Raw genomic sequence first — 23,696 nt, forward strand, 5'->3', positions numbered from 1 at the left:
AGCAGAATGCATATGAATAGTGCCAAAAACAATGTGACGACTCCTTTTCACGGGGTGATGGATTCCATTGCCCGGAGGTATTTGAATGCCGCCGAGGATGTCGTCGTGACCGAAATAGGCGAACGCAACATCATCACCTTGACCCGCACGCTGCGTTACCGCTTCTATTCGCACTTACACCCTTACGTAGGTGAGCTGGTCAAGCGGCTGAACGAGCAATCGGTACCGGGATTGCAGGTTGCCGACACCGAATACAAAGCGAACGACGACGGCACCTTTCAGACGCTGCCGTTCAGCTATCGGATCGCGCTGCCTATCGGACTTGCGCTGACGATACCCAAACCCGCCCGGCCGACCGAATCGGAGGCGATTACACTCCAGGGCAGCGTCGCGGTAACGCTGCCGGACAGCGTCAAAATCAAGCTTGCAGGCGGCAATCAGGCTGTCCTGCCCGGCAGCGTCATTGCCCACGATTCGCAGCATGGCACGCGCGTATTGCAAAATGACGGCACAACCGCCGATCTCGACATCGGTGAGATCGTTTCGTTGTTGGACGCCGCAAAAGTAACCTTGCCCGAAGCGGTCGTTATCATTGGCGAAGACGGCAAGCTGCGCCGGCTTACAGAGCCAAGCGTCGTGGAAGTGCCGATCGGGACCGATGTGCAGCTGCTGGGAGGCAAGCCGCGTCCTGTTTTGTACCGGGATATATTTACCGAAACGCAATATACCCCGACCGAAGCGGTTCAACAGCCGTATCCGGTGCGCGATCTTGACTTCACGTCCGGCGGAGCCTATTCCATCTACAATTGGGAATTGTTTTATCATGTGCCGATGGCAGTAGCCGTTCATTTAAGCAAAAACCAGCGCTACGAGGACGCCCAGCGCTGGTTCCACTTCATTTTCGATCCGACGGACAGCAGCGACGGGGCGGCTCCCGAGCGATACTGGAAAGTGAAGCCGTTTCAATACACCGAAGTCAAGCAAATCGAAGACATCCTCGTCAATTTGTCCTCGGGAGCCGATTCGCTTTTGAAACAAGATACGATCAACAGTATCGGAGCATGGAAGGATTCGCCGTTTCGCCCTCACCTCGTCGCGCGCTACCGCCAGACGGCGTATATGTACAAGGCCGTCATGGCTTATTTGGACAATCTCATCTCATGGGGGGACGATCTGTTCCGCCAGGATTCCGGCGAGTCGATTAACGAGGCGACGCAAATTTATGTGCTTGCTGCGCTGATTTTGGGCGAGCGTCCGCAAGCCGTGCCCAAAAAAGCTTCTTTGGCGCCGCTCACCTACGCTCGCGTGCGCGACAAATGGGATGAGCTCGGCAACACGCTGGTAAAAATGGAAAGCGAGATCCTGTTTGACCTGGCGCCGTTTCCCCAGGCGGGCGGTTCAAGCGACCAATTCGCGGCGTTAAGCAGCATCGGCACATCTCTCTATTTTTGCGTGCCGCATAACGACAAGTTGATGGGCTACTGGGATACGGTAGCGGACCGATTGTTCAAAATCCGCAACAGCTTGAACCTGCAAGGCATTTTCCGCCAGCTGCCGCTGTTCGAGCCGCCTATCGACCCGGCCTTGCTGGCGCGCGCGGCCGCCTCGGGCCTTGATGCGGGAGGCGTAGTCGCAGGGGTCAACCAGCCGCTGCCATTAGTGCGCTTTCAACTGCTCGTGCAAAAGGCAGCCGAGGTTTGCCAAGAGGTCAAATCGCTGGGCGGCAGCCTGCTGTCGGCGATGGAGAAAGAGGACAACGAGGCGCTGTCGATTCTGCGCGCCAAACACGAGAAAGAAATGATGGGTCTGATCCGGCAAGTGAAGTACGCGCAATGGCAAGAGGCAATCAAAAGCCGCGAAGGGCTGGAAACTTCACTTGCCAATGCCGCCAATCGATTTATTTACTATGAGCGGATGCTCGGCAAACAGGAGAGCGAAATCGAAATTCCGGGTCTTGATCCGCTGGACACGAGCCTTTTGGACAAATTAAAGTTCAAAAGCGTCGAACCGGAATTGCAGCGCCGCGCCGCAGACATCGACATTGCCCAAGACCTGGGCGATTCCGGCGGCAAAATCGTGAACAAATACGAGGCGGAAGAATTGGACAAATCGGATCAGGCGCGCGGCATCCAGGATGCGATCAAGCTTTTGAACCTTTCGGCACAAGGGCTGTCATTAATTCCGGATTTCAAAATTAACCTCCATTACTGGGGGCTTGGAGGATCTACCAACATCTCCGGCGGTTCCAAACTGTCGCAAGTGAGCCGGTTTGCGGCAAACGTCGCGCTCGCAATTTCCGACCGGCTGAGTTATGAAGCGGGGCGCGCCGCCAAAATAGGCGTTTACGCCCGTCGGGAGCAAGACTGGGTGCAGCAGAGCAATGCCGCCGCCGGCGAAATCAACCAAATTTTCAAACAACTGCGTGCCGCGCAAATTCGCGAAAACATCGCCCAGCGCGAGTGGCTCAATCACCAGAAGCAAATGGAGCATTCGCAGGAAATCGAAAACTTTCTCACCAACGAAAAAAATGGCAAAAAAACGAACCAGGCCTTTTATACGTGGCTGAAGCGCGAAGTTCGCGGCATGTATGCGCAAGTATTCCAATTCGCCTTCGATATCGCGAAGAAAGCCGAGCGGGCGCTGCAGCACGAGCTGGGAAAGCCGGAGTTGACGTTTTTGCAATTCGGTTACATGTCCGGCAAAGAAGGATTGCTGGCCGGTGAAAAGCTCTATCTCGATTTGAAGCGGATGGAGATGGCCTATCACGAGCAGAACCAGCGCGAATACGAGCTTACGAAGCACGTTAGCCTTGTGCAATTGGACCCGATGGCGCTGCTGCAGCTTCGGACTGCAGGGACATGTACGGTATCGCTGCCTGAAGAGCTTTTTGATATGGATGGGCCTGGGCATTTTTTCCGCCGCATCAAAAACGTGGCCATCAGCATTCCTTGCGTGGCCGGTCCTTACACTTCGGTGAATTGCACCCTGAAGTTGAACAAAAGCTCGATTCGCAAAGACGCGGGCATGGAGGACGGCTATGCGCGCAATCGGGAGGGCGAGGACAGCAGGTTCAGCGATTACTACGGGAGCATGCAGGCGATCGTTACGAGCACGGCCCAGAACGACAGCGGACTGTTCGAAACTAATCTTCGCGACGAGCGGTATTTGCCGTTTGAGAATTCCGGCGTCATCAGCGAATGGCTGTTGGAGCTGCCAAGCGATCATCGCCAGTTCGATTACAACTCGATTAGCGACGTCATCCTGCATATCCGCTACACGGCACGCGAAGGCGGCGCCCGGTTACGCGATGATGCCGTTAAAAACTTGAAATCGTTGATTAAGGAAGCGCTCGCCCCGGGCTCCGTGCGTCTGTTCTCCGTACGCCACGAGTTCCCGACGGAATGGGCGAAATTCCAGCGCCAAAGCCAAAGTCAGAGTCCGGAGGGGGGCAATCCGCTTTACAATCTTTCGCTCGATTTTCGCGCGGAGCACTTTCCGTTTTGGAGCCGGGGGAAAGTAACCATGCAGCGATTCGATTTGATTGTCCGCACCCCGCATTCGTCTCCCGCCAGCTTGGATGTCTACGAAACGGCCGATCGAACGAAGAAATCGACGCTTGTGCAGGACAAGCGAATGGGCAATTTGCTCATCGGCAAGTTCAGCGGCGGCGTGCATGAGATTGCCGTGCCGGAAAGTGCGGAAAGCAAGCTGGACCTGTTTTTTGAAAGCAAAGAGTTGGCGGATGTGTGGATTGCGGTGACATGGAGCAGCGAATAGCTGCAGAGTGAAAGGAAAAGTCCAATGGAAGGTTATTCACCTTTCGGTGGACTTTTTTTTATAGCCGAGCAATCATTTTTGCAAAAGAGAGTTACATGGTAGAATGATGTCATAAGACGCTTCTAAAGGAGTGTGCGCTAGTGCTCATGATGTCTGTTCAATCCATTTTGCAAAAAATAAATGAAATTAGGAAGAAAAAAATAACGCTTCCTCCTCAGCAGGAAACAATATCCTTTAATCCCACGCTCAACGCTGATGAAATCTCTTTATTTGAGAAAAAATTGAATATTAAAATTCCCGATGATTTCAAGTGTTTTTTGTCCGAAATAGGGAATGGAGGGTTTGGTCCCGGCCGTGGAATCGTTCCGCTTAGCGCGGAAACGATCATAGACCCGCGGATACCCGCAGGAAATCATGATACCATTCATACTGGAAAAGATTTCGCGTATGTATCGGCTTGGAACTATGAGCCGCTAAGACGCGCAATGGAGGAGGGTTCCCCGGATAAAGACGATTTGATGGAATATTACTTTTCGGTCGACCGGATAGCCGGTGCTATCCGTGTATGCGATTGGGGCGGCGGTGGCCTGGGCCTACTTGTTGTAAAAGGTAGCGAATATGGAAAAGTGTGGAGCGACTACCGGGGAGATTTTGGCGGAGTATTCCCTGAAACACTCTCAGGCGAAGATCTTGGCCATATGTCCTTTTTGCAGTGGTACGAGGCATGGCTCGACGAAATCGTTTGGGAGGTACCGCTGGAAGAGCGCCGATTCTGGTAGGTCATACATATAAACAGGAGTGTAGCGATGATTCCAAACACAGAAAAGCTTATTCAACTGTTGAGATCCGGTCAAAAGATAGATGCAGGCGTTCTTGCATCCTATTGCCGCATAACCTCTAAGTATGGAGCCCGGGAGGATGCAGCGGCTTTATTTCAAATGTTCGCAGAGCAGCCTTCCGATTACAGGTACACGCTGCTGCTTGACCCTGTTATGAGATGCGGAGACTTGGCCATGGCGGAGGAGATCGATCGTTTTTGCTTTGAGCAGGGGCGGCTTAAGGAAGGAATGCCCAGCGAGGTTCTTCATGTGATGGGGTATTTGGGGTATGAGAAATATATCGATTATATGGTGGATTGCATCGGTGTTAACGAATGGCATCTTTGTACAGATGCTTGTCTCGGGCTGCTGCACCTTCCTTGTGAATCGCATCGGGAACGGTTGGAGAGCGAGTTGGAAAAGGTATACGGGCAGCCGCTTTTCCCTGAACTTTTACCCGCTCTGAGCTTTAAATTCGCTAATGAACAAATCGTTCCCAGGCTGCTTGCGTGGGGAGAACAGGCATCAACGGATTGCAATGCGGGGCTGATCCTTGGCATCTCCATGTTTGGCAGTACGCAGAAAAAGCAAATTAAATCTATATTAATGGAGCCGTTTTGGGAAATGTACGGCAATGGAACGGGGAGCCATTGGTGGGGCTACATGTCCATGCAAATGGTCGAGCTAACGTTCAGTGAACTCATCTCGGATCTCAAAGCCCACACCCCTGATAAACGAACGATGGAACACTGGCTTCATGTTTTGCACGATCTGTTGGAATTCAAATTGGCTGATGTTCCGCACCCTGTAAGGTTTTCTCCGCTCAATCAAGAGTCTGTAATCGACCTCTACCAGGAGTTGTTTCAGTGGGGTAATGAGCATGAGGATGACACGTTGACAGGCAGAATCAGCACTTTCTTTGGATACGATCATCCGATGATGGAAAAGTATGTGCAATTAAGAACGAGAATGGAAATGGGCATAAAGCAAGAATTAGAATTGCAGGTCTGGGCAAGCGGCGGCAAAAATCATATCTGAGGTGATAAGCCATGGATTTGCATAAATTTAGTCATGCGAAAGAGTTGATGCGCGTCGCGGAGCTGATGTCCATAAAAGCGGCCTTGCTTCCGAAGGAGCAGGGCTGCGAATATATTTTCGCGGTACTCGAAAAATATAAGCCTTGGAAGACGGAAGGGCACCTTTCCATCGGTGAAAGTGCAAATAAAGTGTCCGCAGACGCGAACGAATTTTCCTTTTCCTTATTCATGAAAAGCGCCCCTGCATTCCTATTTTTCGAGCAAAACTTTATAAATAAGTGCGATGTTGTGATAGTTGATGACGCAAAAAATATTTCCCTATTGATGGAAAATAGTCATGGTATGGAGTATTTCATTTCTGACGAGAGTCTTACCTTCCTAATTTCCGTTAATTGGTATACGATAGAATATACTGGAGATATTGATTTATCAACATAAATGGTGCAAGACAAAGGAGAAAAGATGAATATTCAAGTGCTTTCCAGCCAAACGATTGAGCTTAAGCGGGATCAGGTAACTATTTTGGGCCCGAACATGGAGCTGCATGATTGCGCCGTAATTTCGGAGGCTGATACGCGAGGGATGACTTTTGCCGGAGTGAGGATGTATGGAGGAGTTTTCGATCAAAAGAAAGCCTTGAAGGACTTTCATTTTCAGGGCGTACATTTCTTGCGCGTCAAGTTCTTGGGCAATTATTCCGGCTGTGATTTTGGCGATTGGGAAGATATGGACAGATCATCCGTGTCAGAGTGCGATTTTTCATCCGCCCGCATGCACGAATGCCGAATGTTGAACTGTGACATGAGCGGGATTCTTATTCCCAAATGGCCATGCTTTTGCCTGTTGAATCCGGCGGAAGCGCGGGATTTTGTAATCTCGCAACAATGGCCGAACAAGATCGGCTTGATTTTGGATATTTATACGGATCAGGATCGGGAATGTGTCGCTGTAATTGGCGATGCCAGTGTGTTGGCTAAGAAGAGCGGTTTGCCTTTGAGCGAAATACGCGCGCTTTTGCAGAGAATTCCTGGGTTTACTATTGTTGACTAAATAGGTGGTGATTTCTGTCTTGATTTACAAAAAAAGAACCCTACTCCTCATTTAATCTTTGTATCGATAACTCGATCTCCAAAGATAAATGGTTCGCGGGGTTCTTTCTGTTTAACAGCGTCAAGAGGTGAGGGTCTCTCGATCCTGTTATGCTTTACTAGTTGCCGTAGTAAGCAGTAATGTAAAACGTATGATCTGAGCTAGCACATAATTCTGACCGTACACTTGTACAACCAGTTTGTAGCTTGTATTAGCATCTAATAATGCGTACCCTTGTACACCTTGAATGACAGAGCCGGATGCTGTGGAACCGTTTGTTTTGTAAACAGAAACTTTATAAATCTGGTCAGAAGGTCCATCTATTTTGTAATAAAAATGCTTTTTGGATCCAGTAGGCGTTGTAAATGTATAGTTTTGCGAATCACTTACGGAACCAAGTGTTCCAGTTACATTATTAGCAGGAATTGCAATAGAGGTAGTAGCTGCAAATGCGCTTACCGAAATCGAGAAAAATAATACCAACGCGCTCATAAATGCGAATACATTTTTAAATTTCATAAAATGTCCTCCTTGAGATTGGATTGGGTGAAAACATAAGAAACAACGTTTTACGCAACTGTACTGGTTGCAACCCTCACATCTATGGAAAAAAATGCAACAAACTAAATTCGGTTTTTCAGGGGGAAGGACTTCGCTTGAAGTTTGGAGAATCGGTAAAGTGTACTATGCAAACTAAACAAGAACAAAGGAGAGAAACATGGATTTTCAAGTGCTGCAATCAAAAATCGAGGCGGCCGCCAAGGAGGCGTTCGAACGGGTCAGAAACAAATATCCAGGACAGCGTTTTTGCGGTTACGCCTTGTATTCCGACTCAGACGCAATCACCGTTTGTCCGGCGGTAAACTCAACCGATCACTTGAACAAAATGATTGCCGGCGACCCTGATGATGCCGTTTACTATCGCTGGAGTCCGGGGGAATGGGATCATGAATTTGAAGGAGCCGAATGTTTTTCGGAAATATCCAATCTATTGTATAACGAAGTGAAGGGCATGAAATCGGCGGAACGCCACGAGCAATTTAAAGAGAAAGTATACGAGTGCTGTGTGGCAGCGCTTGATTCGCTGAATAAGGAAGGTTTTTTCCTTGATATGAACGAATCGGGGGTATTGGTATTTGCCGTATCGGACACCACACATGCACTGGAACCCGAATGGATTGCCCGATTGAGCAGAGCTGAACTTGCTCTGGAATTCCGGAATTGGTACACCCAAATTGGATGATGCAATCGGTAACTATTTGACGCTGAACAAGAAAAATATGTTGATCACTTCTTGCCTGTTCACTGTAACGGAGACAAATACTAATCTTCGCCGATCAGCTTTTTCTTACTGAACAAACGGGAGAATACGTAAAATGGAAATCGTGATGTTGCGTGACGTAATCGATGATGACCTGTCGATTTTTTTTGAACAGCAGATGGATAAGACCGCCAATTTCATGGCCGCCTTTACTGCTAAGGACCCCTCCGATAACGACAGTTCCTGCTGGGCATCGGTAGTTGCAAGTTTTGAATAGACTTCCAACGACTGCCGAGTTCTTCTCAACGTGTCAAAAAATCATAACGCCGCGGCCGCGGTACCGGATATGCCATTCCGTCATAAGATTTTGATCCCATGCGCCGAATTTTTTAGAATCCGATGCACAGGATGTCGTGGCATTGCCCCAAATCTCTTGCATCCGAACGCGAAAAATCGCATTCACCACTTCGGATATCGGCAAATAATGATGACCGGTATCCGAATCAATGTCATCATCTTCTCCTGTGTCATATCTTTTAGGTGACACCATGAGGTAACATCGTCAACAGCACAACGACACATCTGAAACTTATCATTGACAAAACTAAAAACTGAATATATAGTGTAGACATCTACACAAACCCAAGGAGAAACCTATGCAAAGTGTTTTCGACATGAACGGTCTGGGGAAATCCGGATATATCACGCGCAATAGTAACCCTGCCGACGGGCGTGAGGAGTGGTGCCTTATCGAAATCTGAAGAATTGGTCACCCAAAGGTATGTCAGATGCCGAAAAAGCCATGTTTGTTTCTCTGCTGACCCGTGCTTTTGAAAACGTTGAAAAGCAGCTGCCAAAGCTATGAATTTGCTATGTATTCGTTTATTTTTTTAAATAATTATGTAGGTGGCTACTTATTTTACAAAATATAATTTAGGAGGTTATCATGATGAATTGTCAAAAAAACGGACTGGATCTATCCAGAATCGGACTCGGTTGCGGTCACATGTCAAATGCCGATGAAGCCGTTAAAGGCACCGGCATTGCCGCCATTCATGCCGCATTGGAGAGTGGAATCAATCATCTTAATACGGGGGATTTCTATGGTGCAGGCCGAAGCGAGATGGTCATTGGCGAAGCGTTGAAGGGGTATAAAAGAGATCAATATTTTATCTCGCTGAAGTTTGGGGTATTGAATGCGCCTGACGGATCCCTGTACGGACTGGATGTCTCCCCCCATCATGTTAAGAACTATCTTACCTATTCGCTCAAACGACTCCATCTTGACTATATCGATCTCTATCAGCCTGCAAGGATCGATCTGGGTATCCCTGTTGAAGAAACGATCGGTGCCATTTCCGAACTGGTTCAGGCCGGCTATGTCAAGCATATCGGGGTCAGCCAGATCGATGCAGAGACATTGAGAAGAGCGCATGCAACACATCCGATCAGCTTGGTGGAAGTCGAATACTCGCTTTTTAACCGAAGAATAGAAAAAGATATTTTGCCAATAGCAAGGGAATTGGGGGTCGGTGTTGTCGCTTTTGGGGCGGTGGCTCATGGGCTTCTTGCCGGCAATTGGACAGAGGAGCGAATCCAAAAGAGCAAAGGCGGCTACGTCCCGTTATTTTTTGAAGAAAATATAGAAAAAAATGTTGCTCTGGCCAAGAAGCTGGGTGAGATCGCCGCAAATAAACAAATGACGGTATCCCAACTGGCGCTTGCATGGATATTATCCAAGGGTGAAGACATCATACCGCTCATTGGAACCGTATCACCGGCTCATATTCAAGAGGCTTTGCAGTCGCTTGATATTCGTCTGACTGAAGACGATATTAAGAAAATTGAAGAAGCGATACCCGAAAATGAGATAGCCGGCGCTTCTTTCCCTAATATGCAATTTAGAAACGGTAAGACTGTTCGTGGATAAACACTATATACAAAATGAAAGGATGTTATTGTCATGATTATCGTTACCGGAGCCAACGGGAAATTGGGTCGGGCTGTGGTAGAGCAGTTACTTAAGCGCGTACCTGCCGAGCAGATCGGTGTCAGCGTCCGCGATCCGAATCAGGCACAAGAGCTTCAGGAACGTGGAGTTCGTGTCCGTCGGGGCGATTTCGGCGATGCCGAAAGTTTGCACCACGCCTTCAAGGGGGCGTCGCAGGTTTTCATCGTTTCGTCCGGCATCCTGGGTGAGGCTGATATCCCGCATGGTATCCGGCAGCATCAAACAGCGATTGACACGGCAAAGAAAGCAGGGGCTAGTCGGGTGCTGTACACAAGTCACATGGGTTCTTCCCCGACATCACACTTCGCTCCTATGATTCACCATGCAGCTACCGAAAAACTGCTGAAAGCTTCAGGTATTGCCTTCACGTCGCTCCGTAACGGCTACTACGCCGCATCGGTACTAATGTTGATCGGCGGAGCAATAAAAACTGGGGAATTGATCGCTCCTGAGGACGGTCCGGTTGCCTGGACAACCCACTCCGACTTGGCCGAAGCTACGGCGGCGATCATAAGCGAGCAGAAATTAGATGGCATGACTCCCAATCTTACGGCATCCGAAGCAATTGACATGGAAGGGATTGCGGCAATCGCTTCCGAGGTCTTGGGGCGGACCATCCGTCGAATCGTTGTGTCGGACGAAGAGTTTCGGGACCGCATGATGTCTCAAGGTGTGCCGGAAGCGAGTGTAAATATGCGGATGGGGATGTTTCTAGCGAGCCGTCAGGGCGATTTCGCGCAAGTCGATCCTGCTCTAGCTAATTTGATCGGTCGACCCCCAATGAGTTTTAGAGAGGTCCTGAAAAAGTCGATTTCTCATCAACAAGGCTGGGTGTGAGCTGGTACCACCCCGTTTATAAAGCAAAGCAGGGTACAGGGGTTTCCCCGGTACCCTGCTTTGCTTTAATGCAGATGCCGTTTATTCTGAATCCTTATCGTCATTATCTCCTGCGCCTTCACCGGCTTTGTTGCCCAATGCCGCCCCTGCGATGCCGCCTGCAACAGTGCCGACAGGTCCCAAAAGAGAACCCACGACGGCGCCAGCGACACCGCCGCTCACGGTTCCTACAGCTTCTCCGGCGTCAACGCCGGCCACATCGTTCGTGCTGCGCTCAGCATCGCGATCGTTTTTTTCAGCCATTCTGTCTCACTCCTCGTTAATGTGATGGGACATGCTTCTTTTTGCCAGCGTAGTCCCGAAACATATCTTGCCCTAACCGATTGGAAAAAATTCCGAAAAATATACAAAGCCAGCAACGATAATACGGACAACAAATCCTGTATATATATGAGATATGGAGAACTTGGAAAAGGAGGGGGCTGAGATCGTTCAATCGGTTGGGAAAAGCATTCCCAGAAAGGAAACTTGGGAGAAAGTTACAGGAACAACGAGATATGTGAACGATAATCCGAGACCGGGACTTTTACATGCCAAAATAGCGATCAGCGCCCATGCTCACGCGAAAATAAAATCGATTGATTCGTCCGAAGCCATGAAAATCCCTGGTGTAAAAGCGGTTATCACGGGAAACGATTACCCGATTTTGACCGGGTCGCCACTGGCCGATCGGCCGCCGATCGCGATTGACAAAGTGAGGTATTACGGTGAACCCGTCGCCCTTGTTGTCGCGGAACAAGAATATATGGCAGAGATGGCGGCACTCAAAATCAAAGTGGATTATGAGCTTTTACCGGCCGTACTTTCTCCAACCGAAGCTTATAAGAAAGATGCTCCGCTCATACATGAGCACCTTGCCGCGTACAAGCGGCGCGAAGAGGTTTACCCGGAACCGGGAACCAACATTGCGAACCGAACCAAAATACGCAAGGGGAATATGGAAGCAGGATGGCAAAAAAGCGATCATATGATTGAAGTCCGGGTCAGTTTACCGCAATCGGATCACGCTGCATTGGAATTGCGGTGCAGTACGGCAGAGATTTTCCCCGACGGAAAAGTGATCATTCATTCCGCTTCGCAATCGCCCTATATTATCCAAAGAGCAATCAGCCAGTCGTTTCAAATTCCGCTTCACAAAGTCGTCGTCCACACGCCTCTGGTCGGAGGCAGTTTTGGGGGCAAAGCGGCGATTCAGATGGAATTTCTTGCTTTTTTGGCATCCCGTGCAGTCGGTGGAAAAACTGTTAAATTGGTTAACTCCAGAGAGCAGGACATGATCTCTTCTCCGGTCCATATCGGATTGGATGCCATCATCAAACTTGGCTGTACCCGTGAGGGAAAATTAATGGCCGCGGAAATTTTGCATCTGTATGACGGCGGTGCTTATTCGGATCGAGGTGCGGTCATGAGCAGGGCGGGAGCTGCCGACAGCACCGGGCCTTATCGCATCGATAACGTACATTGCGATTCCTTATGCATGTACACCAATCGCCCCTATTCCACCTCGTTCCGCGGATTCGGCCATCCGGAAATGACGTTCGCCATGGAACGCGCGATGGATGTATTGGCGGGCCGTTTGGGAATGGATCCTTTGGAATTCCGGTTTTATAATGCGATAGGACCGGGGGATACATCCCCGACACAAACCTTGCTGAATAGAAGCAATGTCGGCAATTTGCCCATGTGCATTGCAAAACTGAAATCATTAATCCGCTGGGACGACCGGTCCCTGCCCGAAACCGACGGCCATCTCATCAAGGCGAAAGGGGTATGCTGTTTCTGGAAAAATTCGAGTACCCCGACGGACGCCGGTGCGGGAGCTATTGTTGTGTTTAATCCCGACGGAAGCGTTAATTTGCTGTGCGGTGCAGTAGAGATCGGGCAGGGCACGAGGACGGCGCTTACGCAATTGTTGGCCGAACGGCTGCGTATGGATGACCGGATGATCCATATTTCGACGGATGTAAATACCGAATCCGATCCTCACCATTGGAAAACGGTGGCAAGCCGCAGCACTTTTCTAGTCGGCAATGCAGCTCTGAAGGCGGCCGACGACGCGATCGCCGGGTTAAAAAACATTGCCTCGGTCGTACTGCAATGCTTGCCGACAGACCTGGATGTCGGAGGAGGTAAAGTTTACCGTAAAGATCGCCCCCAAATCGGGATCGAAATCGAAAAAATCGCGAACGGATACACATTCCCAAACGGGAATACGATCGGCGGTCAAGTCATCGGCCGCGGGAGCTATGCGATGCGAAATTTAACCATGTTGGACCCAGAGACGGGCAAAGGAAATCCAGGCCCGGAGTGGACGGTAGGCGCCCAAGCGGTAGAAGTGGAATGGAATACAAGAGATTACACGTACAAAATCGTTAAGGCGGCGACGGTCATCGATGCCGGCAGGGTGATCAATCCGGAATTAGCCCGCGGCCAAATTACGGGCGCTATGAGTATTGGCTTAAGCCTTGCCAGCCGGGAGGCTTTTCTATTCAATGATCAAGGCGCCATCCTCAATCCGCAATTTCGAACCTACAAATTGATACGTTATGGCGAGCAGCCGGCGTACTTCGTTGAATTCGTCGAGACGCCTCATTTGGAAGCGCCTTACGGATTGCGGGGGATTGGAGAGCATGGGTTGATCGGCATGCCCGCAGCATTAGCGAATAGCCTGGCCGCTGCCGCCGGAGTAGAGCTTAATCGTTTGCCTCTGACGCCCGAGACGATCTGGAGGACAATCCATGATTCCGTTTGATTTCGAATACTACAGACCTTCCTCCATGCAGAAGGCAGTTGAGCGGTTTCAGCTGCTGCACAAACAAGGGAAGAAGCCGCTATATTACGCCGGAGGGACGGAAATTATCACATGGTCTCGAACTAACTCCATTCATCCGGGAGCTGTGATCGATTTGAAATCCATTCCGGAGTGCAGCGTTATGGAAATGCATAAGGATAAGCTCGTAATCGGAGCTTGCGTCACGTTATCAGCTTTGTCCGAGGCGAATCCGTTCCCGCTGCTCAGTCAAACGGCGCAAGGAATCGCCGACCAAACAGCCCGGAATCAAATCACGCTCGGGGGAAACATTTGCGGCAACATTCATTATCGGGAGTCTGTGCTCCCGCTTCTGTTGGCAAACAGCCGGATGATCATAGCAGGAATACAAGGAATAAGAGAGGTTCCGATTCACCACGTTTTTTTAGGGAAGTTGAGATTGCAGCAAGGAGAGTTTCTTGTACAAACTTTAACAGACCGAGACTATGTGTCGCTGCCGTTCGTTCATTTCAAAAAAAGGCAGATCGGCAATGTCGGCTATCCTCTCGTAACCGCGGCTGCTCTTAAGAAAAACAGGCAGATTCGGATCGCATTCAGCGGCGTTTGCGCATTCCCGTTTCGCTCCGTCGAAATCGAGCGGTCGTTGAACGACTCCTCGATGCCGCCGGCAGCCAGAATTGAACAGGCGATCGGCGAACTTCCCGCTCCATTGCTGGATAATGCGGAAGGATCCGCCCCTTACCGGAAATTTGTGCTTCGGCAAACGATAGCCGACGCGGTGCATATATTGGAAAGAAGGTGAAGCATGTCAGCCAGCGATCCTATGATGTATCCGGTAGAATTTACAGTTAACGGCGAAAAGCGTACAGTTCGAGTAAGAGCCGCGGATATACTCTTATACACGCTTCGGGACAACCTCGGCCTCACGGGAAGTAAGTCCGGCTGCGACAACGGAGACTGCGGTACGTGTACGATTTTGGTAAACGGTACGCCTATAAAATCGTGCATGATGCTCACCGTGGAAGCCGGCGGAAAAGAAGTGATAACGATCGAGGGCTTGACGAACTCGCCGGTACTGCAAGCTTTTATTCAAAATCAGGCATTCCAATGCGGTTATTGCACTCCCGGCTTTATCGTAAACTGCGAGGGCTTGCGGAATGCCGATCCCCATGCGAACGAAGAAACAATCAGGGTATGGCTGGAATCCAACATATGCAGGTGTACGTCCTATGAAGAAATTCATAAGGCTGTACAGGCCATTTTTACACTGAAACATGAATCCTCTGGGAGCTGAGGAGGGGGGAAGTTTGGAAGAAATTCACCGTATTTTGGAGACCCTTCACCATACCGGTCAAAGAAGCGTGCTTGCGACGATTACCCGAGTGGAAGGGAGCGCATACCGCAAAGAAGGGACATCGATGCTGTTTCTTGAAGACGGCTCGCAGATCGGGGTATTAAGCGCCGGTTGTTTGGAGGCGAATCTTTCGGCTTGTGTGCCGGATATGTTGGAAACAGGCGTTTCCCGCAGCTTCGCCTTCGACATGCAATCAGCAGACCCGCTGTCCTGGGGGGAATCGCCGGGCTGCGGCGGTGTTGTCCATGTCACGATGGAACCGGTACAAGGTGTGTTCGCCGATCATCTACGTGTCTTGAAAAATTACCTGGATCAGCGAATCGAGGTCATACTCATGAAAAAGTTCGGCCCGGACGGTTCTGTCATCGATTATAGTTTCGTTACCGGAGATCGTCACCTATTCGGGGAGTGGCGGGGCGATATTCCGCCGGAATTGTTGGATTTGGCATCCGGGTCCGAGGCTTCGCGGAAGAGCGGAATGAAGTTCGTCTCATCCATGCAGTCGGAAGTTTTCGTTCATACGTATTATCCCAAACCCCGCCTGCTCATCTTTGGTGCGGGACCGGACGCCAGGCCGCTTGCCGCTTTTGCGGCAGCCGTCGGTTTTGCCGTCATCGTCTCCGATTGGAGGCCCGATTATTGCGAGCGGCGTTATTTTCCGAATGCTGAATGCATGTTGTTGGGGTTTCCGGAGGAAACGGTAGGGATGATTCATGTTACGCCTTATGATTACGCCGTTGTAATGACTCATAATTTTAGGAGGGATCAGCAGCTGGTTCGGCTTCTTTCCGACCGTGGGCTTTGCTATCTAGGCATCTTGGGATCGAAAAATAGAACAAAACGGCTGCTCATCGATGTGCCGGTTCAGATGGAAATTCATTCTCCCGTCGGGCTTGCGATCGGGGCAGAGGGGCCGGAGGAAATCGCCGTGAGCATTGTCGCAGAAATCATACGTACGTTCAGGAAAAAAAGAGCCTATGAAGTTGTTATCCAATGAAGCGAAATCGTATCATCGGCATCTATTTGGCGGCGGGCCAAAGCACCCGAATGGGTGCGGATAAGCTTCGGCTTCCGGCAGGTTCTATGACTTTGGGAAATTACGCGCTGGCTGCTGCTTTGGGCTCCGGTTTGGATCATGTTGCGGTCATCTCCAACAGCCCTAAGGCGGAATGGGTGGATCACACCTTTTACCGGGAGCCGATCAGTCGGAAATGGTCCGTTATTTACTGCCCTGAAGCGCATTTGGGGCAAGCGCACTCCCTGCGGTGCGGCGTACAGGCTGCGGTTGCGATGGAAGCGGCAGCCGTCATGGTATTACTGGCGGATCAACCTTTAGTTGCACAAGAGATGATCGATGAACTGCTTGCATGCTTTCAAACGCATCGGGCGGCCAGCAGTACCGGTTTCGTGGCCTCAAGCTATGGCGGTTTGGCCAGGCCGCCGGTCATTTTTGCGCAGCGGATGTTTCCGGATCTCCTGCGATTGCAAAACGATCAGGGAGCCAGACAGCTTATCCGCAAGGAAAAATCGGGAATTTGCATCGATTTCACAGCTCCGGATCTGTTCATGGATGTCGATACGGCTGACGATTACAGGATTTTGTTGGAAAAAATCATCGGCGGAAATCTTGAATGACTTGTTCAGCGTTCGTATATAACGCAAGCGGGTACTGGTAATTTGCCATATGGGCCGGCGCTTTTATTGGCAGGGCTGATTCATTGGATGCCGAGCCGGATGCCGCCGGATCGTCCAACACACGTTTCCATTGCTGTACAAGATCCGCCAACGTGTTCAAATAATCGGCCCACATTCGATGATCCGCATTCGTAAAATTGCCGCTTTCGGACCATATCACAAGAACCCGTATCATGTCTGCAAGATTGGCATAGCCGGATCGAAGACGGTTCATTTGCCGGTTTAATTGTTTCAAAATATTGCGTTTTTGTTGACCTAAAGGATTGTAGCGTAAACTTTGCTCCGCTTTATCCAGCTCGGTTGTCGCTTGATGCAGCTCCTGAAATAAAGTTTGCAAGCGAGTTTGCAAATGTTGCGCTTCATTAGCGGAACAGCCCTCTTGTACCCAAAGTGCGGTGTTAATAAAATGATTGGATAGATGGTCCGCGAAATGGAGCATCTTTTTTTTGGCTATGTTCAACGTATCGGGAGGAAATACCGCAATAAGGATCAAGATGGCAACGATCGCGCCGATAACGGTATCGCGTATCCGATCCAGGGAGTAGGCGGGCATCTTGCTCTGAAAATACAACACCAATAAAATGCTGAGAGCAACCTGAATCAGGATCGCATGATCCAATTTCAGCCAATTTACGATGAAAGCCCCGATAAGAAGCAGGAGCCCGATGCTCCAGCCGTTCAAACCGACATAAGGTGTTAACGATACGGTGAAAAGGACGCCGGCAATCGTTCCCGCGATGCGCTGCCATGCGAATTGGATCGACTTGTCAACGGTTAATTGAATGGACAATATGGCCGTCAGAGGAGCGAGGTAAGGATGCTTGGATCCGGCCCACTCCGCAAGCTCCCATGACAGCCCGGCGGCTAAAGGGATTTTCCATACAACCCCTTTGTATTTGATAAAATCCATGATTTTATTCATCATTTCGTTAAACTCCAATCTTGGGCATCGAAATACTCACCGAATGATCTGATTCATTTCCCTAGTATGTCAATCGCGATTTTCATTTATCACGAAATACGTGTTGGTCTCCCACAATACGAAGATGGGCGCCGGAAAAGGAGCCGTCCTGCTCGCCGAATCGATGCTTGCACGGGGGTTACTGAGCTAAGCAATAAGGAGAACGCAACCCAGGCGAAAGCGCGGGGGCGTTCTTTTTTTACGTCTCGATTTTCTTTCCCAATGAATGTTTCATTATATTTTGTGCTACTATAGTTTATAAGATTAAACCATTAAACTGAGAGGCTGAACATGGATAGACAAGAACGCTTGAAACGGTTGACCAAAGAGTTCAGTGAATGTCAAAAAGCATTAATTGCGATTGGGGATGAAACGCGTCAATCCATTATTATTGCGCTAATCGAAAGCGAAAGTGACAGCGGACGAGGCATTCGGGTCGGCGAGATTACAAAAAAGACTCATTTGTCCCGTCCGGCAGTATCCCATCACCTTAAAATGTTGAAAGATGCAAAATTAATTGGCGTTAGACGAGAAGGTACAATGAATTATTATTATTTGGATATTAGAAATAGCGATTTTTTTAAACTAAAAAAACTTTTCGACGATGTTGAATCATTTATTACCGAATTTAAGGATCGACCTTTCAAGCGCAATTAACATTCATGTATGGCATTGCGTCCAAGTTGGATAATATAAAGTGAAATATGGAAAAGGGGTTTTTCTATGGAAAAATTAATGCCGATCCCCCAGCCGAAAAGATATGGCGCACTCGGGAATGTACCCTTGATCGATAAGGATTTGCCGGTATTATCTTTATGTAAAATCGCCGACGAGTTCGGTCCTATTTTTAAATTCGAGGGATTTACAAAATATGTGTATGTCCTCTCCGGGCCCGACTTAGTGGCCGAAGTATGTGACGAGTCGCGTTTTGACAAAGGCATCGATCACCTGCGTAAAGTACGTGAATTTTCCGGAGACGGACTGTTCACAAGTCTGTCGGAGGAACCCAATTGGAGGAAAGCGCATCAAATTCTGATGCCTTCATTTAGCCAACAAGCGATGAAAGGGTATCACGGCATGATGCTCGACATCGCTTCGCAGCTTGTTCAAAAATGGGCGCGATTGAACCCGGACGAAAGCATCGATGTTCCTGAAGATATGACACGGCTTACGCTGGACACCATCGGCTTGTGCGGATTTAGCTATCGTTTCAATAGTTTTTACAGAGAAACGCCAAACCCTTTTATCGTTAGCATGGTTCGATCTCTGGATGAAGCCATGCATTATGGCACCAGGCTGCCGATACAAAACAAACTGATGTTAAAAACAAAACACCAGTTCGAGCGCGATATTCAATCGATGTTCGCCTTGGTAGATAAAATCATTGCAGATCGTAAAGCAAGCGGAGATCACGGGGAAACCGATTTGCTCGCCCGAATGTTGAATGTTAAAGATCCCGAAACCGGGGAACTGCTGAGTGATGAAAATATTCGTTATCAAATTATTACATTTTTGATAGCCGGTCATGAGACGACGAGCGGATTGTTGTCTTTTACGACCTACTACTTATTGAAGCACCCTGAAGTTTTAAAAAAGGCTTACGCAGAAGTGGATGAAGTACTAACAGACTCAGTGCCGACTTATGAACAAGTGCTAAAGCTTAAATATATTCGGATGATTTTAAGCGAATCTTTGCGTTTATGGCCGACAGCCCCTGTATTTAGACTAAACGCTAGAGAAGATACGACGATCGGGGGAAAATACCTCATTAAAAAAGGGGAGTCTTTGTCCGTTCTTTTGCCCCAACTTCATCGGGATAAGGGAGCTTGGGGAAATGATGCGGAACAATTCCGCCCTGAACGGTTTGAAGACCCGACCAATGTTCCAAACCATGCGTATAAACCTTTTGGGAACGGTCAACGGGCTTGTATCGGTATGCAGTTCGCGCTGCACGAAGCGGCTTTAGTTATCGGCATGATCCTTCAACAATTTCAATTGATTGATCATATGAACTATCAGTTGAAAATAAAGCAAACGCTGACGCTGAAACCGGGAGATTTTAAGATACGCGTTCAATTGCGAGATAAGAAAGTCACTAATACGCATGCAATCAAGCCTGATGATGCCGTTGCCGATGCTCCAAAACTTGATAACCAAGTGAAGAAAGCTTCCATCATCGGAGTGAATAACAGGCCGCTGCTCGTTCTTTACGGTTCGAATATGGGAACGGCAGAGCGTATTGCAAAAGAACTGGCGGACATTGCCCGATTGCACGGCATTCGAAGCGAAACCGCCCCCCTTAATGAGCGGTTAGGCAATTTGCCGAAGGAAGGCGCCTTATTAATCATCACCTCTTCTTATAACGGTAAACCACCGGGCAATGCGCGACAATTCGTTCAATGGTTGGAACAGGTTGAAGCGGGGGAGCTTAAAGGAGTTCATTATTCCGTATTTGGCTGCGGGGATCGCAACTGGGCTTCTACGTATCAAGAGGTACCCAGATTCATCGACCGGAAGCTTGCCGAAGCAGGAGCGTCCAGATTCTCCCTTCGCGGAGAGGCCGATGCAAGCGGAGACTTCGAAAAGCAGTTTGAAACATGGAAAAAACAAATGTGGACCGATGCGATGAAGACGTTCGATTTAAAGCTGAACGAAAATGCGGAAAAAGAACGGAGTACGCTGAACATTCAGTTTGTCAGCGGCTTGGCAGAAACTCCTCTCGCTCAATCGTACGAAGCGGTTCGCGGGATAGTCGCGGAAAATCGCGAGCTTCAGCAGTCCGGCAGCGAACGAAGCACACGGCACATCGAGATCGAATTGCCGAACGGGGTTACGTATCAGGAGGGCGATCACCTCGGAGTTTTCCCAAGCAACAGTAAAGAGAATGTCAACCGTATTCTACGGCGATTTCGTTTGAGCGAAAACGATCAAGTGATTTTGACGGCAAGCGGAGTTAGCAGCTCCCATCTGCCTTTAGATCGGCCTGTATCTCTTTGTGACCTGCTCAGCCATAGTGTAGAGGTGCAGGAAGCCGCTTCCCGCGCCCAAATACGCGAAGTTGCCGCTTTTACGGCTTGCCCTCCGCATAAGCGCGAGCTTGAAGCTTTGTTAGAGGAGGGAACATACGAAGAACAGATATTGAAGAAACGGATTACGATGCTTGATCTTGTTGAAAAATACGAAGCGTGCGAAATTCCGTTTGAGAAGTTTTTGGAGCTGCTGCTTCCATTAAAACCGCGATATTATTCGATATCAAGTTCCCCGCGGATGAACGCTGAACGTGCCGGTATTACAGTAGGGGTGGTGCGGAGCGCTGCTTGGAGCGGACAAGGCGAGTATCGCGGGGTTGCTTCGAATTATTTGGCTGAACGCAAGCCCGGGGAAAACATGGTCATGTTCGTCCGTACACCGGAATCCGGATTCCAGCTCCCTGAAGATCCGCAGACACCTTTAATTATGGTGGGCCCCGGGACCGGAGTAGCGCCTTTCCGCGGTTTTCTGCAGGGTCGTGCTATGATGAAGCAAGCAGGAAAATCGCTGGGCGAGGCTCATCTTTACTTTGGATGCAGGAACGAAGCCGATTATATTTACCGCGAAGAACTTGAACAATTTGAAAAAGACGGATTAGTAACGATTCATACTGCTTTCTCCCGCAAGGAAGGCGTACCTAAAACTTACGTACAACATTTGATGGCGGAAAATGCAGCGGAAATAATCCGCATTCTTGATGGCGGAGGGCGAATTTACGTATGCGGAGATGGCAGCAAAATGACTCCGGATGTAGAGAACGCATTGCAGAAAGCTTATCAGCTTGTCCATGGGGCTGAAAAACAAGATGCGGAAAAATGGTTGGCAAATCTTCAGTCGAATGGAAGCTATGCGAAAGATGTCTGGGCGGGTTTATAAAAAAAGCAGGCCAAAACTGGAACCTTACAGTCTTGGCCTGCTTTTTTTCTGTTTTTCAACTATCGTTACCGATGAAAACCAACATTGGGATCACTTCGTATTCCGGCTTTCAGACCGGATAGGGAGTAAAGAGCAGCACAAAGCACAGAGTAGAACGGAGGGAGTCAGGTGTGGGGTGGAGGAGCGGAGCGTCCGCCTTTGAAACACAACTGATGATGGAGCGGGAGCCGGTGGCGGCGCCCCGCGAATGGCTGCTGCTATTCGTGGATTTTCTTGGCCTTCTTTTACTTTTCCACATTCATCCAAGCAAATTTTTTCAGGTCAACATCCTATGTATTCGAGAGCTGGGAAGGGATGTGAAAAGGTTGAATGTGAAAAAGCCAGCCCGTAAAGTGAAGGTATGTAATACTGTGCTGCGAAACTTGAAAAAGAAGTGGGCCAAAAACAAGTTGCCGGGATTACTGATCGACAAACGATACGCTCCTCGAATATTAAGACGCGGCAAGGAACCTGAACTGACCGGACGTATCGTTGAACCGGGGAATCGTGAGTATAACTCGGCTCGTCGGGAATTCAACACCTTCTTTAACAAATTCCCGCGAGTCATCGTATTTGCTCAGAAAACTCAGGATGTAGTCAACGCCATACGTTGGGCCCGCTATCATAACGTACCGATCCGCATGCGTTCCGGCCGTCACAGTTACGAGGGCTTGTCGGTCGTCAACGGAGGAATCGTGATTGACGTGAGCGACATGCATCAGGTGGATGTGAACCGCAGGCACGGCATCACCGCAGTACAGACAGGCATTAGGGGAGGCGCCTTGAACTCGGCACTCTGGAAAGAAAGGTTGGTGGTGCCGGTCGGGCTTTGCCCAACCACAGGCATTGCCGGAGTCTCTCTTGGAGGCGGTCACAGTATTCTATCTCGACCCTACGGTCTCACGATCGACCATTTAGTCGATGTCGAAATGGTCAACGCCGACGGACGCACGATTCACGCCAATGCCAGCCAAAACGCCGATCTGTTCTGGGCATTGCGGGGAGGGGGAGGAGGCAACTTCGGAATCTGCACGAACTTCCGCTTTCGGACTCACCCGATTGAAACGGTCGGCTTTGCTGAAATCGGTTGGGACCTGCGTGATCTTGAACCAGTGCTTCGGACTTGGCAGGATTATACTGTTCCAGGCGCGAATGAGCAGCTCACCGTTACCCTTGGGATAGCTAACGGACGGCAGTCTTCGGAGAGTTACCCTATATTGATGCAAGGAGTCTTCCTCGGATCGGCCCAAAAGCTCCGCCAATTGCTGCAGCCATTGCTTCGGTCCGGGTCGCCGCGGAAGGTAGTTATTGAGGAAATACCGTGGATTGAGTCTGTTGAGCTGGCAGCGAAGACGACGCCAACAGCTCCTTATCCTTTTAAAAGCGTCGGACCCTACGTCTATCATCGGCTGCCCGAGGCTGCCATCGCCACTATACGGCGTTTCATTGAATCGCCGCCTACCTCTGCGGTCTCTATCTTATTTCACGGTTTAGGCGGCGCGGTGGCCAAGGTGCCGAATCGGGCTACAGCTTATTTCTACCGCCGGGCCTTGTATAATGTAACTCCCACTGCCACCTGGAACACACAAGCGGAGGCGAGGCGGGGAATTCGCTGGGTAGAGAGCTTCCGCAGGGCGATGCTCCCCTTTACCCGCGGTGTTTACGTCAATACGCCGGACCTCCAAATCAAACACTGGCAGCAGGCCTACTACGGTAGTAATTTCGACAGACTGACACGAGTTAAAGCCCGTTACGACCCGAATAATATGTTCAATTTTCCACAGAGCATCCCGCCGGCCCGGCAATAACACCAATAATCATAAAGCAGATTTTAACGGAATTTGCTCATACCGGAAGGCAGCCCCTGAAAAGCTGCCACTGGCTGTTGAAAAAACCCTACGTTAAAGGGGATAACCCCAACCTGCCTGCTGCACGAAGAAAACCTGCAAAAATACATGAATTTGCGTCCTTGATCGCTGGCTACGACAAATTCCTGCAATTGTGCAGGCTTTTCAACGGGGACATGGGCTCAGGTTCACTTTCAGCGAAAAATCCTGCACTTTTGCAGGATTTTCGCCAAA

At 49.5% G+C, this 23,696-nt stretch carries 20 protein-coding genes and 1 pseudogene; 17 read left to right on the forward strand and 4 right to left on the reverse strand.

What is annotated here, in order from left to right; genetic code table 11:
* Positions 1 to 12: 12 nt before the first annotated feature.
* From AC0LWT_RS09250 to AC0LWT_RS09270, 5 genes are all read left to right on the forward strand, one after another.
* Positions 13 to 3,777, forward strand: coding sequence for a Tc toxin subunit A-related protein (locus AC0LWT_RS09250; RefSeq protein ID WP_474680938.1), 3,765 nt, complete (start codon positions 13 to 15; stop codon positions 3,775 to 3,777).
* A gap of 146 nt (positions 3,778 to 3,923) precedes the next feature.
* Positions 3,924 to 4,556 (forward strand): SMI1/KNR4 family protein, encoded by a 633-nt coding sequence (locus AC0LWT_RS09255; protein WP_474681044.1) that lies wholly within the window; start codon positions 3,924 to 3,926, stop codon positions 4,554 to 4,556.
* Positions 4,557 to 4,583: 27 nt separating this feature from the next.
* Complete coding sequence (locus tag AC0LWT_RS09260) at positions 4,584 to 5,633, forward strand: hypothetical protein (protein WP_474680939.1); 1,050 nt, start codon at positions 4,584 to 4,586, stop codon at positions 5,631 to 5,633.
* An 11-nt stretch (positions 5,634 to 5,644) separates the two neighbouring features.
* On the forward strand, positions 5,645 to 6,070 hold the full coding sequence (locus AC0LWT_RS09265) for a hypothetical protein (protein ID WP_474680940.1): 426 nt from the start codon (positions 5,645 to 5,647) through the stop codon (positions 6,068 to 6,070).
* Between the two features lie 96 nt (positions 6,071 to 6,166).
* Entirely contained in the window at positions 6,167 to 6,682 is a 516-nt protein-coding gene (locus tag AC0LWT_RS09270; RefSeq protein ID WP_474680941.1) for a pentapeptide repeat-containing protein, read from the forward strand.
* Between the two features lie 147 nt (positions 6,683 to 6,829).
* On the opposite strand, the gene AC0LWT_RS09275 is transcribed toward AC0LWT_RS09270, so the two are convergent.
* A complete protein-coding gene (locus AC0LWT_RS09275) occupies positions 6,830 to 7,240 on the reverse strand; it encodes a hypothetical protein (RefSeq protein WP_474680942.1) in 411 nt (136 codons plus the stop codon).
* Positions 7,241 to 7,439: 199 nt separating this feature from the next.
* On the opposite strand from AC0LWT_RS09275, the gene AC0LWT_RS09280 reads away from it, so the two are divergent.
* Together AC0LWT_RS09280 and AC0LWT_RS09285 are read left to right on the forward strand one after the other, a co-directional pair.
* On the forward strand, positions 7,440 to 7,964 hold the full coding sequence (locus AC0LWT_RS09280; protein ID WP_474680943.1) for a DUF4303 domain-containing protein: 525 nt from the start codon (positions 7,440 to 7,442) through the stop codon (positions 7,962 to 7,964).
* Positions 7,965 to 8,097: 133 nt separating this feature from the next.
* The gene (locus AC0LWT_RS09285; protein ID WP_474680944.1) at positions 8,098 to 8,259 is read left to right on the forward strand and encodes a hypothetical protein; all 162 of its coding nucleotides are present in this window, start codon (positions 8,098 to 8,100) and stop codon (positions 8,257 to 8,259) included.
* Positions 8,260 to 8,295: 36 nt separating this feature from the next.
* Here AC0LWT_RS09285 and AC0LWT_RS09290 read toward each other — a convergent pair.
* Positions 8,296 to 8,457: pseudogene (locus tag AC0LWT_RS09290) on the reverse strand (Tn3 family transposase); the annotation flags it as partial.
* A 471-nt stretch (positions 8,458 to 8,928) separates the two neighbouring features.
* On the opposite strand from AC0LWT_RS09290, the gene AC0LWT_RS09295 reads away from it, so the two are divergent.
* A complete protein-coding gene (locus AC0LWT_RS09295; protein ID WP_474680945.1) occupies positions 8,929 to 9,912 on the forward strand; it encodes an aldo/keto reductase in 984 nt (327 codons plus the stop codon).
* A gap of 33 nt (positions 9,913 to 9,945) precedes the next feature.
* Positions 9,946 to 10,830 carry an SDR family oxidoreductase gene (locus tag AC0LWT_RS09300; RefSeq protein ID WP_474680946.1) on the forward strand — a complete coding sequence of 295 codons (885 nt, stop codon included), beginning with the start codon at positions 9,946 to 9,948 and terminating at the stop codon, positions 10,828 to 10,830.
* An 81-nt stretch (positions 10,831 to 10,911) separates the two neighbouring features.
* Here AC0LWT_RS09300 and AC0LWT_RS09305 read toward each other — a convergent pair whose 3' ends face one another.
* A complete protein-coding gene (locus AC0LWT_RS09305; protein WP_474680947.1) occupies positions 10,912 to 11,133 on the reverse strand; it encodes a hypothetical protein in 222 nt (73 codons plus the stop codon).
* Between the two features lie 154 nt (positions 11,134 to 11,287).
* Here AC0LWT_RS09305 and AC0LWT_RS09310 point away from each other — a divergent pair, with 154 nt between their 5' ends.
* The 5 genes from AC0LWT_RS09310 to AC0LWT_RS09330 are packed head-to-tail and all read left to right on the forward strand — an operon-like array spanning position 11,288 to position 16,649.
* Positions 11,288 to 13,642, forward strand: a complete 2,355-nt coding sequence (locus AC0LWT_RS09310) for a xanthine dehydrogenase family protein molybdopterin-binding subunit (protein ID WP_474680948.1) — start codon at positions 11,288 to 11,290, stop codon at positions 13,640 to 13,642.
* Complete coding sequence (locus AC0LWT_RS09315; protein ID WP_474680949.1) at positions 13,629 to 14,462, forward strand: FAD binding domain-containing protein; 834 nt, start codon at positions 13,629 to 13,631, stop codon at positions 14,460 to 14,462. Before AC0LWT_RS09310 ends, AC0LWT_RS09315 begins: the two co-directional genes overlap by 14 nt.
* Positions 14,463 to 14,483: 21 nt before the next feature.
* Positions 14,484 to 14,954 carry a (2Fe-2S)-binding protein gene (locus tag AC0LWT_RS09320; protein ID WP_474681045.1) on the forward strand — a complete coding sequence of 157 codons (471 nt, stop codon included), beginning with the start codon at positions 14,484 to 14,486 and terminating at the stop codon, positions 14,952 to 14,954.
* A 13-nt stretch (positions 14,955 to 14,967) separates the two neighbouring features.
* Complete coding sequence (locus AC0LWT_RS09325) at positions 14,968 to 16,011, forward strand: XdhC family protein (RefSeq protein WP_474680950.1); 1,044 nt, start codon at positions 14,968 to 14,970, stop codon at positions 16,009 to 16,011.
* Positions 16,008 to 16,649, forward strand: coding sequence for a nucleotidyltransferase family protein (locus AC0LWT_RS09330; RefSeq protein WP_474680951.1), 642 nt, complete (start codon positions 16,008 to 16,010; stop codon positions 16,647 to 16,649). Before AC0LWT_RS09325 ends, AC0LWT_RS09330 begins: the two co-directional genes overlap by 4 nt.
* Here the strand turns inward: AC0LWT_RS09330 and AC0LWT_RS09335 are convergent.
* A complete protein-coding gene (locus tag AC0LWT_RS09335) occupies positions 16,627 to 17,634 on the reverse strand; it encodes an FUSC family protein (protein ID WP_474680952.1) in 1,008 nt (335 codons plus the stop codon). The genes AC0LWT_RS09330 and AC0LWT_RS09335 overlap by 23 nt on opposite strands.
* 327 nt (positions 17,635 to 17,961) lie before the next feature.
* Here AC0LWT_RS09335 and AC0LWT_RS09340 point away from each other — a divergent pair, with 327 nt between their 5' ends.
* From AC0LWT_RS09340 to AC0LWT_RS09350, 3 genes are all read left to right on the forward strand, one after another.
* Positions 17,962 to 18,327 carry an ArsR/SmtB family transcription factor gene (locus tag AC0LWT_RS09340; protein ID WP_474680953.1) on the forward strand — a complete coding sequence of 122 codons (366 nt, stop codon included), beginning with the start codon at positions 17,962 to 17,964 and terminating at the stop codon, positions 18,325 to 18,327.
* 66 nt (positions 18,328 to 18,393) lie between these two features.
* Positions 18,394 to 21,576 (forward strand): bifunctional cytochrome P450/NADPH--P450 reductase, encoded by a 3,183-nt coding sequence (locus tag AC0LWT_RS09345; protein ID WP_474680954.1) that lies wholly within the window; start codon positions 18,394 to 18,396, stop codon positions 21,574 to 21,576.
* A 170-nt stretch (positions 21,577 to 21,746) separates the two neighbouring features.
* Positions 21,747 to 23,423, forward strand: a complete 1,677-nt coding sequence (locus AC0LWT_RS09350; RefSeq protein ID WP_474680955.1) for an FAD-binding oxidoreductase — start codon at positions 21,747 to 21,749, stop codon at positions 23,421 to 23,423.
* Positions 23,424 to 23,696: the final 273 nt, after the last annotated feature.

The sequence above is a fragment of the Paenibacillus sp. sgz302164 genome (assembly GCF_056120505.1).